The organism is Bacillus sp. NPDC094064 (genome assembly GCF_050279585.1).
In the GTDB taxonomy this organism is placed as follows: Bacteria; Bacillota; Bacilli; order Bacillales; family Bacillaceae_G; genus Bacillus_A.
In genome coordinates this window covers 63491-81214 of the sequence record NZ_JBNNUI010000015.1, presented here as the reverse complement: position 1 = coordinate 81214, position 17724 = coordinate 63491, and the positions used below count along the sequence as shown (strand labels likewise).

General features: G+C 37.8%; 14 protein-coding genes, 9 tRNA genes, 1 rRNA gene, 1 pseudogene and 1 riboswitch. Of the genes and pseudogenes, 20 read left to right on the top strand and 5 right to left on the bottom strand.

The features are described from left to right. The 19 genes and pseudogenes from rrf to ACQKNI_RS24890 all read left to right on the top strand — a co-directional run. Window positions 1-95, top strand: a 5S ribosomal RNA gene (rrf, locus tag ACQKNI_RS24980); the annotation flags it as partial. 9 nt (window positions 96-104) lie between these two features. After that, window positions 105-179 (top strand) — tRNA-Asn (locus ACQKNI_RS24975). A gap of 4 nt (window positions 180-183) precedes the next feature. Next, window positions 184-256: transfer RNA gene (locus ACQKNI_RS24970), tRNA-Thr, on the top strand. A 24-nt stretch (window positions 257-280) separates the two neighbouring features. Next, window positions 281-355, top strand: a tRNA-Glu gene (locus ACQKNI_RS24965). Between the two features lie 5 nt (window positions 356-360). Next, a tRNA-Val gene (locus tag ACQKNI_RS24960) sits at window positions 361-436 on the top strand. A 16-nt stretch (window positions 437-452) separates the two neighbouring features. Continuing rightward, window positions 453-536, top strand: a tRNA-Tyr gene (locus tag ACQKNI_RS24955). Window positions 537-601: 65 nt separating this feature from the next. Then, window positions 602-676 (top strand) — tRNA-Gln (locus tag ACQKNI_RS24950). A 5-nt stretch (window positions 677-681) separates the two neighbouring features. Further along, window positions 682-757, top strand: a tRNA-Lys gene (locus ACQKNI_RS24945). A 5-nt stretch (window positions 758-762) separates the two neighbouring features. Continuing rightward, a tRNA-Gly gene (locus ACQKNI_RS24940) sits at window positions 763-834 on the top strand. A gap of 10 nt (window positions 835-844) precedes the next feature. Next, window positions 845-917, top strand: a tRNA-Ala gene (locus ACQKNI_RS24935). Window positions 918-1035: 118 nt separating this feature from the next. Continuing rightward, window positions 1036-2181 carry a glycerate kinase gene (locus ACQKNI_RS24930; RefSeq protein WP_088232783.1) on the top strand — a complete coding sequence of 382 codons (1146 nt, stop codon included), beginning with the start codon at window positions 1036-1038 and terminating at the stop codon, window positions 2179-2181. Window positions 2182-2390: 209 nt separating this feature from the next. Beyond that, on the top strand, window positions 2391-3284 hold the full coding sequence (gene rocF / locus ACQKNI_RS24925) for an arginase (RefSeq protein WP_088232784.1): 894 nt from the start codon (window positions 2391-2393) through the stop codon (window positions 3282-3284). 248 nt (window positions 3285-3532) lie between these two features. Next, window positions 3533-4354, top strand: a complete 822-nt coding sequence (cdaA, locus tag ACQKNI_RS24920) for a diadenylate cyclase CdaA (protein WP_088232785.1) — start codon at window positions 3533-3535, stop codon at window positions 4352-4354. Further along, window positions 4347-5798 carry a CdaR family protein gene (locus tag ACQKNI_RS24915; RefSeq protein WP_088232786.1) on the top strand — a complete coding sequence of 484 codons (1452 nt, stop codon included), beginning with the start codon at window positions 4347-4349 and terminating at the stop codon, window positions 5796-5798. The genes cdaA and ACQKNI_RS24915 overlap by 8 nt, the downstream gene beginning before the upstream one ends. Next, a complete protein-coding gene (gene glmM, locus ACQKNI_RS24910) occupies window positions 5791-7137 on the top strand; it encodes a phosphoglucosamine mutase (RefSeq protein ID WP_000521487.1) in 1347 nt (448 codons plus the stop codon). The genes ACQKNI_RS24915 and glmM overlap by 8 nt, the downstream gene beginning before the upstream one ends. Window positions 7138-7423: 286 nt before the next feature. Then, window positions 7424-7611, top strand: a pseudogene (locus tag ACQKNI_RS24905) (hypothetical protein). Between the two features lie 12 nt (window positions 7612-7623). Then, window positions 7624-9426 (top strand): glutamine--fructose-6-phosphate transaminase (isomerizing), encoded by a 1803-nt coding sequence (glmS, locus tag ACQKNI_RS24900; RefSeq protein ID WP_088232787.1) that lies wholly within the window; start codon window positions 7624-7626, stop codon window positions 9424-9426. A 247-nt stretch (window positions 9427-9673) separates the two neighbouring features. After that, the gene (locus ACQKNI_RS24895) at window positions 9674-11632 is read left to right on the top strand and encodes a S9 family peptidase (protein WP_427282716.1); all 1959 of its coding nucleotides are present in this window, start codon (window positions 9674-9676) and stop codon (window positions 11630-11632) included. A gap of 118 nt (window positions 11633-11750) precedes the next feature. Then, on the top strand, window positions 11751-12317 hold the full coding sequence (locus ACQKNI_RS24890; protein WP_098357379.1) for a DUF4256 domain-containing protein: 567 nt from the start codon (window positions 11751-11753) through the stop codon (window positions 12315-12317). A 124-nt stretch (window positions 12318-12441) separates the two neighbouring features. Here ACQKNI_RS24890 and ACQKNI_RS24885 read toward each other — a convergent pair whose 3' ends face one another. Beyond that, window positions 12442-12699, bottom strand: a complete 258-nt coding sequence (locus tag ACQKNI_RS24885) for a hypothetical protein (protein ID WP_249278340.1) — start codon at window positions 12697-12699, stop codon at window positions 12442-12444. A 471-nt stretch (window positions 12700-13170) separates the two neighbouring features. Between ACQKNI_RS24885 and ACQKNI_RS24880 the strand changes: the two genes are divergently transcribed. Further along, on the top strand, window positions 13171-13947 hold the full coding sequence (locus tag ACQKNI_RS24880; protein WP_141524797.1) for an SDR family oxidoreductase: 777 nt from the start codon (window positions 13171-13173) through the stop codon (window positions 13945-13947). A gap of 38 nt (window positions 13948-13985) precedes the next feature. Here ACQKNI_RS24880 and ACQKNI_RS24875 read toward each other — a convergent pair whose 3' ends face one another. From ACQKNI_RS24875 to ACQKNI_RS24860, 4 genes are all read right to left on the bottom strand, one after another. Further along, window positions 13986-14654, bottom strand: a complete 669-nt coding sequence (locus tag ACQKNI_RS24875) for a methionine ABC transporter permease (protein WP_088232791.1) — start codon at window positions 14652-14654, stop codon at window positions 13986-13988. Then, window positions 14629-15669 carry a methionine ABC transporter ATP-binding protein gene (locus ACQKNI_RS24870; RefSeq protein WP_088232792.1) on the bottom strand — a complete coding sequence of 347 codons (1041 nt, stop codon included), beginning with the start codon at window positions 15667-15669 and terminating at the stop codon, window positions 14629-14631. The genes ACQKNI_RS24875 and ACQKNI_RS24870 overlap by 26 nt, the downstream gene beginning before the upstream one ends. 12 nt (window positions 15670-15681) lie before the next feature. Beyond that, window positions 15682-16494 (bottom strand): MetQ/NlpA family ABC transporter substrate-binding protein, encoded by an 813-nt coding sequence (locus ACQKNI_RS24865; RefSeq protein WP_088232793.1) that lies wholly within the window; start codon window positions 16492-16494, stop codon window positions 15682-15684. An 84-nt stretch (window positions 16495-16578) separates the two neighbouring features. After that, window positions 16579-16693, bottom strand: a riboswitch (SAM riboswitch). A gap of 80 nt (window positions 16694-16773) precedes the next feature. Further along, a complete protein-coding gene (locus ACQKNI_RS24860) occupies window positions 16774-17682 on the bottom strand; it encodes an NAD(P)-dependent alcohol dehydrogenase (protein ID WP_098253238.1) in 909 nt (302 codons plus the stop codon). Between the last annotated feature and the right edge of the window lie 42 nt (window positions 17683-17724).

Sequence of the window (17724 nt, the reverse complement as noted above, 5' to 3'; positions counted from 1 at the left end):
GTCACACCCGTTCCCATACCGAACACGGAAGTTAAGCTCTCTAGCGCCGATGGTAGTTGGGACCTTGTCCCTGTGAGAGTAGGACGTTGCCAGGCTAATATTATTCCGCAGTAGCTCAGTGGTAGAGCTATCGGCTGTTAACCGATCGGTCGTAGGTTCGAGTCCTACCTGCGGAGCCATTATGCTTCCATAGCTCAGCTGGTAGAGCACTTCCATGGTAAGGAAGAGGTCACCGGTTCAAGCCCGGTTGGAAGCTTGGGAATAGGTTTAAAACTTTTTTGGCCCGTTGGTCAAGTGGTTAAGACACCGCCCTTTCACGGCGGTAACACGGGTTCGAATCCCGTACGGGTCACCACTTTTGGAGGATTAGCTCAGCTGGGAGAGCACCTGCCTTACAAGCAGGGGGTCGGCGGTTCGATCCCGTCATCCTCCACCATATATATTTAAATGTCGGAGGGGTAGCGAAGTGGCTAAACGCGGCGGACTGTAAATCCGCTCCTTCGGGTTCGGCAGTTCGAATCTGCCCCCCTCCACCATTTTCTTTAAAATAACCTGAGAGGGTTTATTTTTTTGAAAAGATAACCATACTAGTAAATATTAATGGGCTATAGCCAAGCGGTAAGGCAACGGACTTTGACTCCGTCATGCGCTGGTTCGAATCCAGCTAGCCCAGCCATTTACGAGCCATTAGCTCAGTTGGTAGAGCATCTGACTTTTAATCAGAGGGTCGAAGGTTCGAGTCCTTCATGGCTCACCATTTTTGCGGAAGTAGTTCAGTGGTAGAATACAACCTTGCCAAGGTTGGGGTCGCGGGTTCGAATCCCGTCTTCCGCTTAATTACTAAGGGGCCTTAGCTCAGCTGGGAGAGCGCCTGCCTTGCACGCAGGAGGTCAGCGGTTCGATCCCGCTAGGCTCCATCTAAATAGAAAAAGCTTACATCATATGATGTAAGCTTTTTTTTGTGCTTAAAAAGACAATCTTCATATTTTTCGTTTACAATGAAGAAAACGTAAAAGTAAAGGATGGGGGATAATTGTGAAAGTTGTCATTGCATCTGATTCATATAAAGAGAGCCTAAAAGCTATAGAAGTATGTGAAGCTATTGAAAGAGGTTTTAGAGCAATTTTTCCTAAAGCAGAGTATGTAAACCTACCAATTGGAGATGGAGGAGAAGGAACGGTTGAGTCACTTGTGGATGCTACAGGGGGAAAAATTATATTATTGGATGTGACAGGGCCGCTTAGAGAACGTGTACAAGCTTTTTACGGTATGTCTAAGGACAACAAAACAGCGTTTATTGAAATGGCAGCAGCATCAGGATTACAACACGTCCCGATTGAAAAGAGAAACCCACTTATTACAACGACAAAAGGGACAGGAGAGCTTATATTACATGCGTTAGAACAAGGGGCTGAGCATATTATGTTGGGACTTGGAGGAAGTGCCACAAATGATGGTGGAGCAGGTATGTTGTCAGCGTTGGGAGTCAGGTTTATAAATGGAGAGGGGGAAGTTATAGAACCATCTGGAGGAACGTTGCATTCGATTGCAACAATTAATTTTTCGCGAATGGATTCACGTCTATCACATACAAAGATAGAAGCGGCATGTGATGTAGACAATCCGTTAATTGGAGTAAGGGGAGCGTCTTTCGTATTCGGGGGGCAAAAAGGTGCGACTGTAGAGATGCAAAAAGAGCTGGATGAGAATTTACAGCACTATGCGAATACCCTTAAACGGTATTTATCTTTTGATGTATCTAACATACCTGGTGCAGGAGCAGCGGGAGGAATGGGAGCAGCTGTTAGTGCAGTGCTAAAAGGAAGCTTGCGGAGGGGAATTGAAATTGTATTAGATTATACAAACTTTAATAAGCATATAGAAGATGCGGATTTAATTATAACTGGTGAAGGTAGAATAGATGAACAAACAGCATATGGAAAGGCCCCTGTAGGTGTTGCAGAGCGCGCGAAACATTTTCATATTCCTGTGATTGCTATTGGGGGATCTGTATCCCCGAAGTATTCTGCTGTTTACGAAAAAGGAATTGATGCGGTATTTAGTATTACATCGAGTCCGATGACATTAGAAGAAGCATATAAAGTAGCAGAAGAGAATGTCGAAATAACAGCAAAAAATATTGCAGCAGTGTGGAAAATAGCATCAGAAAAACACTTCTAAATGTAGGAGTGTTTTTTATTATTATCTAATAATAATGATGGTAGTTGTTTCATTAAGTTAACTTTATACATAGAATAGTCTTAAAATTTGGATTTTAAAGCGGATACAAGTGAATAAATTGTATATCCATGCAGAAAAATGTCGAGTTGAGTCAGACTATATAAAAGATTTAAAATATTTAGTGAAGGCATAAAAGGGGGATACTAACTATGAAAAAAGAAATCTCAGTTATTGGAGTTCCAATGGATTTAGGACAGATGCGTCGCGGGGTTGATATGGGACCGAGTGCGATCCGTTATGCAGGGGTAATTGAAAGAATTGAAGAAATTGGATATGACGTTAAAGATATGGGAGATATATGTATAGAGAGAGAAAAAGAAGTAGATGAAAATACAAAGTTAAGAAACCTTACACAAGTTGCAACTGTTTGTAATGAATTAGCAAGTAAGGTGGATCATATTATAGAAGAAGGTCGTTTTCCACTTGTATTAGGTGGTGACCATAGTATTGCTATCGGTACGCTAGCTGGCGTAGCGAAGCATTATAAAAATTTAGGAGTTATTTGGTATGATGCACACGGTGATTTAAATACGGAAGAGACTTCACCGTCTGGAAATATTCACGGTATGTCACTTGCAGCAAGTTTAGGTTATGGACATCCCGCGCTTGTAGATTTATATGGAGCTTATCCAAAGGTGAAAAAAGAGAATGTTGTAATTATCGGTGCACGTGCATTAGATGAAGGAGAAAAAGACTTTATTCGTAATGAGGGTATTAAAGTATTCTCAATGCATGAGATTGACCGTATAGGTATGACGGCTGTTATGGAAGAAACAATTGCGTATTTATCTCATACTGATGGTGTGCACTTATCATTAGATTTAGATGGTCTTGATCCTCATGACGCACCAGGAGTTGGAACGCCAGTAATTGGTGGTCTATCTTATCGTGAAAGCCACTTAGCGATGGAAATGTTAGCGGAAGCTGATATTGTTACATCTGCTGAGTTTGTTGAAGTAAACACAATATTAGATGAGAGAAATAGAACAGCAACAACAGCGGTTGCTTTAATGGGTTCTTTATTCGGTGAAAAACTAAAATAAATGTAAGAAAAGCAACCGAGAGGTTGCTTTTTTTATTTGAAAATAGGCGTATAATAATGATTTAGATTATACTGTACGATAAGAATGTTTGACATCTTACCAATTTAAACTAAAGGGGGCTGTTTGTAATTGTTGTTTGTTTCATGTATGGTATAATTAACTAGTTGTTGGAAATACATACAGATAGAGCATAAAACAATATTTCAATATATGGATAGAATTGCTCGTAAGTAGGAGGAAGGGTTAGCATGCCTTTTGAAGATACGACCATTTTGAAATATCTTAGTACGGTATTAGATATTGCCGTTGTATGGTTTATTATATATAAGCTAATTCTTATAATCCGAGGGACGAAAGCTGTTCAACTTTTAAAGGGGATTACAGTTATTATTGTCGTTCGGATGATCAGCATTTTCCTTGGATTACATACGCTTTATTGGCTAACCGAACAAGTATTAACGTGGGGATTTTTAGCCGTTATTATTATCTTTCAGCCAGAATTGCGAAGAGCACTTGAGCAGCTAGGACGTGGGAGTTTATTTTCGCGTGTGGGGACTCATGGAGATGATGAACCTGAAATGGTTGCAACAGCGGTAGCAAAAGCAACGGAATACATGGGAAAACGTAGAATTGGTGCATTAATTACTTTGTCAAAAGAGACCGGTATGGGTGATTATGTGGAAACGGGTATTCCGCTAAATGCAAACGTATCATCGGAACTACTCATTAACATCTTTATTCCAAATACGCCTCTTCATGACGGAGCAGTAATTATGCAAGGTAGTACAATTAAAGCAGCAGCGTGTTATCTTCCATTATCGGAAAGTCCGTTTATTTCTAAGGAGTTAGGGACTAGGCATCGAGCTGCAATGGGAGTTAGTGAAGTTACTGATAGCATTACAGTAGTTGTGTCGGAAGAAACTGGCCAAATTTCTTTGACGAAAAATGGTAAGTTACATCGTGATTTGAAGACAGAACAGCTGAAGGATATGCTGTTAGCTGAATTTAGTGCGAATGAAAAAACGACTTCTTCGTCTTTATGGAATTGGAGGAGAAAGCGTGATGGATAAGTTAATGGAGAATCATTGGTTTTTAAAAGGGATCTCATTACTATTGGCGTGTATGCTTTTTATGTCAGCGACTTTAACTGAAAAAAATACGACATCGGGTATATTACCTTTTGTAAATGAAGCGAAAGAAACATTAACTAATTATGCTATTAACCTTAAGTATGATGAAGAGAAATATATTGTCAGCGGTATTCCATCAGAGGGAGTCAAGGTGAAGTTAGAAGGTCCAAAAGCGGCGGTTGCTACAGCAAAAGCCAAAAACCAATTTGACATACCAGTTGACTTGAGAGACCGTCCAGAGGGAACGTATGAAGTTTCTTTAAAAGCAAACGGGCTTCCAGATGATGTGAAAGGAACAGTTCAACCATCAAAAATTAAGGTCACTCTTCATGAAAAAGCGAAAAAATATGTTCATGTAGATTTGAAATTATCAAATGAAGATCAAATGCCACCAGGTGTTACTCTTGAAAAATCAAATATTAAGCCCGATACTGTTGAGGTAGTGGGAACGAAAGAAGAAATAGAAAGTATTTCGTCTGCTAAGGCATATATCGATTTAAAAGGTGTTAATAAAACTGTTACAAAAACAGCGGAAGTTACACTATATAATAAAGAAGGAAAACGTTTAAATGTAAGAACGAATCCATCGAAAATTAGTGTAACGTTGAATGTAGCAACGCAAGCTACAGCAAATAATACTGAAAAAACTGTTCCTGTAACATATACGAAGAAGGGTAGTTTACCAGAAGGATTGGCCGTTACAAATATCAGTGTTGAGCCGAAGGAAGTAACGATAGCGGGTCCAAAAGATGTTTTGGATAATATACAGTCTATAGAGGGGGTCGAAGTAGATCTTAGTCAATTGACAGAGTCTACAACATTCGATACCTCTGTTTTATTGCCGAAGGGTGTAACAAGTGCAAAGCCAAATCAAGTGAAGGTTTCCGTAGGAGTACAAAAAACGAAACAAACGAAAACCAGAACGATTGATGGTATCCCGATTCAAAAAAATGGAGTTTCTAAAGATATTACTGCTCAGCTACTTTCGCCACAGGATGGAAAGATAAGCGTTGATATTTCAGGAGAAGCAAGTATAGTAGATAAAATAACAGCTGCTCAAATAACAGCGGTAATTAATTTGCAAAATGTATCTCCAGGGACGAAAGATATTTCGATTCAAGTGAGCGGTCCTGGTAATATCTCAATAGAGCCAAAACAAAAAAGTGCTAAGGTCACAATTGTGAAGAAAGAAAAGCCAGATAAAGAAGTACAGGGTGACGGTGAACAAGCGGATTCAAATAATCAACAAGATAATCAAACTGAAAAACCAAAAAATCCTGAACCTGAACCTGATCCAGAAAAGGAAAAAGATAAAGAAACTAGTCAAGAACCAACAGGAGATAATCAAAAAGAGCCAGAAAAAGGAGCGAATCATAATGGGTAAATATTTTGGTACAGATGGAGTACGCGGAGTTGCGAATCAGGAGTTAACACCTGAATTAGCGTTCAAAATTGGACGTTTTGGGGGTTATGTATTAACAAAAGATACAGATCGTCCAAAAGTAATTATTGGCCGTGATACACGTGTATCTGGTCATATGTTAGAAGGAGCTTTAGTAGCAGGTCTATTATCAACTGGAGCAGAAGTAATGCGACTTGGTGTTATTTCTACGCCAGGTGTTGCTTATTTAACAAAAGCATTAGATGCACAAGCAGGTGTGATGATTTCTGCATCTCATAATCCGGTACAAGATAACGGAATTAAGTTCTTCGGTTCAGACGGTTTTAAATTAACAGATGAGCAAGAAGCAGAAATCGAAGCTTTATTAGACAAAGAGGTTGATGAACTACCACGTCCAACAGGTACGAACCTTGGACAAGTGAGCGATTACTTTGAAGGTGGACAAAAATACTTACAATATATTAAACAAACTGTAGAGGAAGATTTCTCTGGTTTACATATCGCTTTAGATTGCGCACATGGTGCTACGTCTTCTTTAGCTCCATACTTATTTGCAGACTTGGAAGCGGATATTTCAACAATGGGAACTTCACCAAATGGTATGAATATTAACGATGGAGTAGGCTCTACGCATCCAGAAGTATTAGCTGAATTAGTAAAAGAAAAAGGTGCTGACATCGGTCTTGCTTTTGATGGTGATGGCGACCGTTTAATTGCTGTGGATGAAAAAGGAAACATCGTTGATGGCGATCAAATTATGTTTATTTGTGCGAAGTACATGAAAGAAACTGGTCAATTAAAGCATAATACAGTCGTTTCAACAGTTATGAGTAACTTAGGTTTCTATAAAGCACTTGAAGCAAACAATATTACAAGTGATAAAACAGCAGTTGGTGATCGCTACGTAATGGAAGAAATGAAGCGTGGTGGTTACAACCTGGGCGGAGAACAATCAGGTCACATTATCTTACTTGATTACATTACAACTGGTGATGGAATGTTAAGCGCACTTCAACTTGTAAACATCATGAAAATGACGAAAAAGCCATTATCTGAGCTTGCAGGTGAGATGACGAAATTCCCACAATTACTAGTAAACGTTCGTGTAACAGATAAAAAATTAGCATTAGAAAATGAAAAAATTAAAGAAATTATTCGTGTTGTAGAGGAAGAAATGAACGGCGACGGTCGCATTCTTGTTCGTCCATCTGGAACAGAGCCACTGATTCGTGTAATGGCAGAGGCACCAACACAAGAAGTTTGTGATGCTTATGTACACCGTATTGTAGAAGTTGTGAAAGCTGAAGTTGGCGCCGAATAATTTGCTGAATTTGTTTTAAAAGGAGCACAAGAGGTGCTCCTTTTTCATATGTTTTATAGACAATGAAAAAAATTTCATTGACGGTTTATATTGTTTGTTATAAGATTGTCTTGTTCTTTTTCTCAAAGTAAATATTGTAAATTATAAAAGCGCCAGAACTACAAGTAGTGTAGTTGACGAGGTGGAGTTTATCGAGATTTCGGCGGATGACTCTCGGTTGTTCATCACAACCGCAAATTTTCACTTAAAACATTAAGGTGACTTAATGGACAAAGGTGAGAGTGTGATGAGAGAAAAGGAACGGATGAAAACTAGCTGTATAAGTATATACGGACTTAAACCCCCAATCGAAAGGAAGGTGAAAGCCGTTACAAGCTTACAGGGCTAGCAATATGTAATCCGTTTTTTAGTATAAATAAAAATGGTATCGGACTATGTCGTTACATGTTCGCAGAGCAGTGTAAGCATTTGTAACGGCGACTAAACATGTGTGGAATCGTAGGATTTATTGGAGAGCAAGATGCAAAGGAAATTTTATTAAAAGGTTTAGAAAAGCTAGAATATCGTGGATATGATTCAGCTGGTATTGCAGTACAAACAGATAACGGTGTTGTTGTATACAAAGAAAAAGGCCGTATTGCAAAACTTCGTGAAATCGTAGATGAGAACGTAGCGGCAAGTGTGGGAATCGGTCACACACGCTGGGCTACACATGGTGTTCCAAGCAAAGTAAACGCGCATCCGCATCAAAGTACATCAAAGCGCTTTACACTAGTTCATAATGGTGTAATTGAAAACTATGAGTTAGTGAAAAAGGAATATTTACAAGATGTAACGTTCGTAAGTGAAACAGATACAGAGATTATCGTACAACTTATGGAACAACAAGTGAGCACAGGATTAAGTGTAGAAGAAGCGTTCCGTAATACGCTATCTCTTTTACATGGCTCTTATGCAATCGGATTACTTGATGCTGAAAATCCAAACATGATTTATGTTGCTAAAAACAAAAGCCCGCTATTAGTAGGTGTTGGTGACAACTTTAATGTTGTGGCGAGCGACGCTATGGCGATGTTACAAGTTACAGATCAATTTATTGAGTTAATGGATAAAGAAATCGTAATCGTAACGAAAGAAAGCATTACAATTAAAAACTTACAAGGTGAAACGATTGAGCGTGCACCGTTTACAGCGGAATTAGACGCAAGTGATATTGAAAAGGGAACATATCCTCATTTCATGCTTAAAGAAATTGATGAGCAACCACTTGTAATCCGTAATATTATTCAAAAGTATCAAGATGAAAATGGCGAAATTGAATTAGATCAAGACATCCGCAATGCGATTTTGGATAGCGATCGTATTTACATCATTGCATGTGGAACGAGTTATCATGCAGGTCTTGTTGGAAAGCAATTTATCGAGAAGTTTGCAAAAATGCCAGTTGAGGTACACGTAGCAAGCGAATTCTCTTACAACATGCCATTATTAACAGAAAGACCATTCTTCATTTACATTTCACAAAGTGGTGAAACAGCTGATAGCCGTGCAGTACTTGTGCAAACAAACGAAATGGGTCATAAAGCATTAACAATTACAAACGTACCTGGTTCTACGCTTTCTCGTGAAGCTGATTATACACTTCCGTTATATGCGGGACCAGAAATTGCAGTTGCATCAACGAAAGCCTACACAGCACAGCTTGCAGTACTTTCAATTTTAGCTGCTGACATTGCAAAAGCGAAAGGTGAAGTTCTTGATTTCGATTTAACACATGAACTAGGACTTGTAGCAAATGCAATGGTAGAACTTTGTGATCAAAAAGAAGAAATGGACGCATTAGCAAAACAATTTTTAGCAACAACGCGTAACTGCTTCTTCATCGGACGTAGCGTAGACTTCTATGTAGGATTAGAAGGTGCGTTAAAACTAAAAGAAATTTCTTACATCCAAGCAGAAGGATTTGCTGGAGGAGAATTAAAACACGGTACAATCGCTTTAATCGAAAATGGTACACCAGTTATCGCCCTTGCTACACAAGAGCACGTAAACCTTGGAATTCGTGGTAACGTGAAAGAGGTAGTAGCACGCGGAGCTAACCCATGTATCATCTCAATGAAAGGCTTAGAAATGGAAGGAGACAGCTTCGTATTACCAGCTGTACACGAAGCACTAGCACCGCTAGTAGCGGTTATTCCATTACAACTTATCTCATACTACGCAGCACTTCACCGCGAGTGTGACGTTGATAAGCCACGTAACTTAGCTAAATCTGTTACGGTTGAGTAGGATCTTGGTAGATTTGAAATAAAGATGCAATATTTTACCCCTTTAGATATAGCTATCTAAAGGGGTATTTTTGTGTTAAAAAGAACATCTAAAATCGATAGGAGAAAGTCAGGCTGCCCGTACTCCACTAAAGTATTACTTTTATTTATCTGAATTTTCCGTTATCATTTTAAGTATTCGTGAACAATTTCCTTTATTACGACAAGAAGAGACGAGAGATTATTAGGCATTACGAGGGGGCTTATTAATGCAAATAAATAAAAAAAAATACTTAAGTATAGAAGAGATTATTTCATTACCAACCTTATCAAGTACAAACATAAGCGATGATGGCAAGAACGTAGCATTTGTTAAGAAGGCAGCTAACTGGAAAGACAATACGTATAGAAATCATGTATGGATATATGAAAAAGATAAGGGCCAGAGTTACCCGCTAACAAATGTGGATATAGATAGTACATGCCCGTTATGGTCTCCAAAATCTAGGGATATTGCATACCTTAGCCCTGTTGGTAATGGAAAAAATCAGATCTTTATTAAATCAATAGATGGTTATGGCGGGGTGCAAATTACTGATGAGGAAGAAGGGATCAGTACATTCAAATGGGAGCCTACTGGTAAAGGTTTTTATTATGTTACGCAGTCAAAAGAAGGTGAGGAGATAAAGAAACGTAAGGAACGATATGGAGATTTCCAACATGTAGGTAAGGAACATCAGAATAATTGTTTATATTACATTGAAATAGAAAAAGTGATACAAAATGATAAAGAGGAACGAGAGATTAGCGGTGGTTATCCATTAACTGATGGGAAAGATTTTTATATCCATGGATTTGATATTTCAAATGATGGGACAAAGGTTGTATTTATGGCTACACCAAGCCCGAGCGATCATATGAATGGTGATCTATATATATTAGATGTTGCAGCTGGGGAACTACAAAAGATGAATGTAGACAAGTTGTTGGGAGGGAGCATTTGTTTTTCTCCTGAAGGCAGTAAAATATGTTATGCAGCGAGTATAAGGGAGAAGGATTACTATAGAAACCATATACAAGACAGTACATTAGAAATATATGATATGAATAATGGAGAGGTAATTCAGCCTCTAACAGGTTTTGATAGCACAGTTATGCCATTACAATGGACAGCTAGAGGAATTTTAATTAGATGGCAAGATAAAACGAATTATCGTATTGGATTACTAGCTGAAGATGGCACTGTGGAAGCATTAAGCGACAAAGTAGATGGCTTTATAATAGATGCCTCTATAACAAAGGATGGAAATCATATAACCTATAATAAGGCTATAACAAATGAAACCTTTGAAATCTATTTGGCCGATGAAAAAATAACGAATGAAAATAGCTTTTTTGAAGGGAAGCTTAAAAGTAACAGGGAAATCATCTCATGGAAAAGTTGTGATGGTCTTGAAATAGAGGGTGTTTTATCAACCCCAGTAGCGTTTGACGCAAATAAAAAATATCCTTTATTAGTAGTAATTCACGGCGGTCCGGCTTGGGCATCCTTTCCGATATTTTCAGACTGCTTCAATGAGAAATATCCGATTGAACAGTTTGTTGAAAAAGGCTTTATCGTTTTAGAACCAAACTACAGGGGAAGTTCTGGTTATGGTAATGAATTTTTAAAAGCAAACTATAAAAAACAAGGACTTGCTGACTATGATGATGTTATATCAGGGGTGGATAAGCTAGTTGATCAAGGGATGGTAGATAAAGATAGAGTAGGAGTTATGGGATGGAGTAACGGGGGATATATATCGGCTTTCTGTTCTACATTTAGTAGCAGATTTAAGGCAATTTCAGTTGGGGGCGGAATTACGAACTGGAGTACTCATTACGTAAATACAGATATCCCTTACTTTATTAGGATGCATTTAGGAAATACTCCATGGAATGATCCAGAGATATATATGAAAACATCACCAATGACGTATATTAAATCAGCCTGTACGCCTACGTTAATCCAACATGGAGAAAAGGATGCAAGAATTCCAGTTACAAATGCATATGACTTATATCAAGGATTAATGGATATGGAAGTTGATACAGAATTAATTATATTTAAAGGAATGGCATATAGTCCTGATCAGCCGGGAATGAATGTAGCTATTATGAAGCAGAATTTGATGTGGTTTTCACACTATATTCTTGGGGAAAGTATGGAGGATTTTAGTACTATATAATGGATATACGTACAAGGATTTTTCGTTGTGCAATCGGGCCAGATTGTTGTAAACTGCATTTAAACCATTATTGAGAAGATTTAAATGAGTATAAGGAAACGTAATTCGGAGGACTAATATGACAGAGAATAAAAATGTATTACCAGTAGAACAGCGTGAAGAACTATTAAAAGTATTACAAGCTCGTTTTGAGAAAAACATGAACCGCCATGAAGGTCTTGAATGGGCTAAAGTTGAGGTAAAGCTGAATGCTACCCCTGAAAAGTTATGGTCACTTAACGAAATGGAAGTAACGGGCGGTGAACCGGATGTTGTTGGGTATGACAAAGAGAAGGACGAGTATATTTTCTGCGATTGCTCAAAGGAGAGCCCTAAAGGCCGCAGAAGCCTTTGTTATGATCTTGAAGCGTTAGAAGCAAGAAAGAAGCATAAACCAGAAAATAACGCTATTGATGTGGCAGCCGCTATGGGTATTGAACTATTAACTGAAGAACAATATCGAGAGTTACAACAACTTGGAGATTTTGATATGAAATCATCAAGTTGGGTACAAACACCTTCAGACATTAGAGAACTTGGTGGTGCTCTATTTTGCGATTATCGCTTCGGACACGTTTTCGTGTACCATAATGGAGCAGATTCCTATTATGCTGCTAGAGGATTTCGTGGTTCTTTAAGGGTGTAAGTTGTATGTACATAAGAAAAGAGTTTGCATTTGGTGATCACTAAATGCAGACTCTTTTTTTCATGTCGTTATCTCGTAGGCGGTTTCTTAAATGATGGATTAGATTCGATGGAGTTGTCTGGAGTTACTGTTTTGTTCTATCCATAGGAATGGCATTTTTGAAATCATCTTCTGTGTAAAGGCCCCCGGTTTCTTCATACACTGAATCTTTACTTTGAATATAGTTTTTTGGTTTGGAAGGCTCATCTGGATTCATTATTGTTACTGGGGTTTCAGGGGCTTCTGAAACCTTTGTTTGTTGTAATGGTAGCGACGTAGAGAATATTGAAAATAGGACAATAGAAAAGAGACATACATTTTCATTGATAAAAAATTTAAACATACTAGCCTCCTTAAACTTGATTAGATAATTATATCATCAACCAACACTTAGTGATAATAGTTATCAATTAGTGTTGCCTTTTCATTTTTTCTCCCTACACTTATACAACGAATAGGTAATGGTAATATCCCTTTAAATTCAAATGCGTTATTAACTACGGTTTATAGTACATGATACTTCATAAATAGGAGTGGTTATTTTATTTTTTGAAATATTAAATTTTTGATGGTAAAATAAAAGTTGGAGATATATGGAGAGGGGATAAGGACTCAATATGTGGATGAACTTGTAATGATTCGAAAGTAGATAGATGAATTTTTCTCTCATAAGTGAGAGTTTATTTAGCTATCTGTAAATCATGCAAGGACTGCATATTTGGCTTGTACATCCCTTTTGTAAGGACAGATGCCTATGTGGGGAAAGTTTATATCTCTTATATAAAATATGCGTCCTTTAAACTTGGAGGAGTATATGATGAACCAATTAAAAAATAAAGTAGCAGTTGTTACAGGTGTAAGTCGTTTAGACGGTATAGGAGCAGCGATTTGTAAAGAATTAGCTGAGGCAGGATATGATATCTTTTTTACGTATTGGACAGAGTATGATAAAGAGATGCCTTGGGGCGTTGAGCAAAACGAACAAATACAATTAAAAGAAGAGTTATTAAAAAACGGTGTCAAAGTATCAAGTATGGAGTTAGATTTAACTCAGAATGATGCACCGAAAGAGCTTATAAATAAAGTTACTGAACAACTAGGATACCCTCATATATTAATTAATAATGCAGCGTATTCTACAAATAATGACTTCTCTAATTTGACTGCTGAAGAGCTCGATAAGCATTACATGGTAAATATTCGTGCGACCACATTGCTCAGTAGTCAATTTGCCCGAGGATTTGATAAAAAATCTGGTGGTAGAATTGTTAATATGACTTCGGGGCAATTTCAAGGTCCTATGGTTGGAGAATTGGCGTATGCAACAACGAAAGGAGCTATTGACGCTCTTACTAGTTCGTTGTCAGCTGAGGTAGCTTATTTAGGAATAACAGTGAATGCAATTAATCCAGGTCCGACCGATACAGGCTGGATGACTGAAGAGATAAAGCAAGGTTTAAAACCAATGTTTCCTTTCGGTAGAATTGGTGAGCCAAAGGATGCAGCAAGGCTTATTAAGTTTTTAGTAAGCGAAGAAGCAGAGTGGATTACTGGACAAGTTATTCATTCAGAAGGTGGATTTAAAAGATAAAAAGAAGGTATCTCCCCCTGGTGAGATACCTTCTTTTTTTAATCTTTTTTCAATCTTCGTGCAACACCATTCCCTAAAGACTGTAATCCTTGAACGAGGATAATCAGAATAAAGACGGTTGCATACATTACTTCAGGTTCGTAGCGTAAATGTCCGAAGCGATATGCTAAGTCCCCTAGCCCGCCAGCACCTACAAGTCCAGCCATTGCTGTCGCGCCAATTAAGCCGATTGTTGCAATTGTTAATCCAAGTACAAGAGATGGACGGGCTTCTTTCACCATAACGTGCCAAATGATTTTTATAGTAGAAACCCCCATCGCCTGATAAGCTTCAATGACGCCGCGATCTACTTCTAGTAAAGCTGTCTCCATTAAACGTGCAATATAAGGAGCTGTGAAGACGACAAGCGGTACGATAACACCTTTTACGCCAATGGATGTTCCCATTAGAAACTTTGTGAAAGGTAAAATAAAGAATAATAGAATGATAAATGGAAGAGAGCGAATGACATTAATAACTGTATTAAGAATAGGATAGATGATTTTATTTTCATGCTGTCCACCAGGTCTCGTTAAAACAAGTGTGACACCAAGTGGCAGTGCAATAAGAATAGAGATAAGTAATGAAATAGATGTCATTTGAAATGTTTGAATGGTTGCTTCCCATATTACGTTACCCCATTCATCCAAAAAGGACTTGTTTCCCATAGTCTGTTCTACCTCCTTCTACGATGATCCCTTGCTCTTGTAAAAATGATAAAGCACGGTGTACTTCGTTTTCTTCCCCTTGCATATGAACGACAAGTCTCCCATATGCCTCATGTTTTAACTGTGTAATATTACCGGACAAAATATTCGGATATACTTGGAAACGTTTTGTAGCGACAGCTAATGCTGGCTCTCCTGAAGCATTTCCTATAAAAGAAAGAGTTACAATCTCACCAGTAGTTTGTAGTTCTTTTTGTACTTCTTCTGGAATTTTTGCTGCAAATGCGCTGTTTACAAATTTCTTCGTCGTTACATGTTGTGGGTTTGTGAAAATATCTTTCACAGTCCCGCTTTCGACTACAGATCCGTGTTCCATAACGGCAACGCGATCACATATACGCTGGATGACATTCATTTCATGTGTAATGAGTAAAATCGTAATTCCAATTTCTTCGTTAATCTTTAATAGCAAATCAAGGATAGAATCGGTTGTTTCTGGATCTAATGCGCTCGTTGCTTCATCACTTAATAAAACTTCAGGTTCATGTGAGAGTGCACGAGCAATCGCAACACGCTGTTTTTGACCGCCAGAAAGCTCACTTGGATATGCATCTTTTCGATTAAAAAGATCGACAATGCGTAAATACTTTTCTACTCTTTTTTCAATTTCCGCTTTTGGAATACCAGCAAGGCGTAACGGTAATGCGATATTTTCATAAACGGTAACAGTTTTAAGTAAATTGAATCCTTGAAAAATCATCCCGATTTTTTGTCTCGCTTTTGCTAGTTCTTTTGTCGATAAAGTTGTTAAGTCTTGATTGTTAACAATGATATGTCCTGTCGTTGGCTTTTCTAATAAATTTACACAGCGAATTAATGTACTTTTACCAGCGCCGCTATAGCCGATGATTCCAAATACTTCGCCTTTTGCCACTTTAAGAGAAGTTGATTTAAGAGCTTCGACATTCCCTTTTTTTGTTGAAAATACTTTGGAAATATTTTTTAATTCGATCATTATAGTCAGCTCCTACCAAGACGGTAAAACAGAACCATCAAATTTTTTCTCGATAAATTCTTTTACTTCTTTAGATTGATAAGCTTTCTTTAATTTGTTTACGACAGCATCATCTTTATTTTCAGTACGAACAACGACCCAGTTCACATACGGTGAATCTTTCCCCTCGCGGAAAATAGAGTCTTTCGCTGGACTTAATTTTGCACCTAATGCAAAGTTTGTATTGATTGCAGCTGCTTTCACTTCGCTTAGTTGTGTTGGTAATTGAGATGCCTCTAATTCAACAATTTTTAATTTTTTTGGATTTTCAATTACATCTTTCGCAGTTGCCTTTTCTGTAGCCTTTGGATCAACCTTTAAAACCCCTGCTTTTTCGAACAGTTTCAAAGCTCGAAGTTCATTCGTCGGATCGTTTGGTACAGCAATTGCGTCGCCCTCTTTTAATTCCTTTATATCTTTTAAGCTTTTAGAATATACACCCATAGGGAATGTTACTGTTGAAAATACTTCCGTTAATTTCATGTTGCGTTCGGCTTTAAATACATCTAAATACGATTTCGTTTGATAGCTATTTACATCAAGGCTTTTTTCATCTAAAGATACGTTCGGTGCTACATAATCATTAAATACTTTTACATCAATTTCGAGACCATCTTTTGCTGCAACTTCTTTTACCTTTTCAAAAATTTGTTCATGTGGTCCGCCTGTTACACCGACAGTAATCTTTTTCTCATCTAATGCCTTAACTTCTTTATCTGAGCTGGCGCTACATGCGCCTAATAATAGTACTGCTCCGCTTACAATGCTTAGTAATACTTTCTTCATCTATAATTCCCCCTTAATATACATTCCAAAATAAAAAGCACCTCTCAAAATAAGAGAGGTGCCGAATAGACAAAATAGGTTCCTCTCTTATCTTCCAAAACGAAAACTCGTTTTGCAGGAATTAGCACCTTAGCTTATACGTTATAAGCTCGGTTGCCGGGCATCATCGGGCCAGTCCCTCCGCCACTCTTGATAAGAGTATGTGTATGTAGTTTTTTAATATGGTACTAATAGTAAATCTTACAAAAAGAATTGTCAACAATATTTTCAGAATATATTTTATTTTAAGGTAATCGAAACGTTTCCTTTTTTGCGCCCTGTTTCTACGTACATATGGGCCTCTGAAATGTCTTCTAACGGATAAGTTCTATCAATAACAGGCTTTAAATTTTCTGTTTCAGTTAGTTTTTTTAGTAGAAACATATCTTCTTTACTTACCTTTGCCATCATGCCATTAACAGATACATATACACCAGTAGGCGTTAATGCTTTTTTTCCAAGGGATCTTTTATGTTTTCCAACAGCATCAAATATAATATCATAGTATTCACCCTGCTTCGTAAAATCTTCTTTCGTATAATCGATTACTTTATCAGCCCCTAAAGATTGCACTAGTTCAAAATTTGAATTGCTACAAACAGCCGTAACGGTTGCGCCGAAATATTTAGCAAGTTGTACGGCAGCTGTTCCTACGGATCCAGATGCGCCGTATATGAGCACTTTTTGCCCTCTTTTTATACGGGCCTTTCTTAGGAAGTGTAATGCCGAAGTTCCGCCAAAGGGAATAACTGCGGCTTCTTCATACGTCACATTGGTAGGTTTTAATGCTACTAATCCACTTTCATGTACACATGTATATTCTGCATAACCACCAACATTAAGCTCTGTTAATGCAAAAACTTGGTCTCCTTTTTTAAATAGAGTTACATCCGTTCCTACTTCTTCGATTTCCCCGGATAATTCTACGCCGAGTATAGGTTTTCTAGGTTTTCTGAAACCCAATATAATCCGCATAGGAACCCAAAATAAGAGGGGGCTATTAAAGCCACGTATTCTACAATCTCCAGTCGTTACACTTGTTGCGTGAATTTTAACTAATACTTCATTCTTTTTAGGTTTAGGCTTTTCTATATTTTGAAGCTGGAGAACATTAGGTGGTCCATACTTTGTGCAAATAATAGCTTTCATAATGACCTCCTGAAATTAGTTGTTTTCTTTACATCATATTTA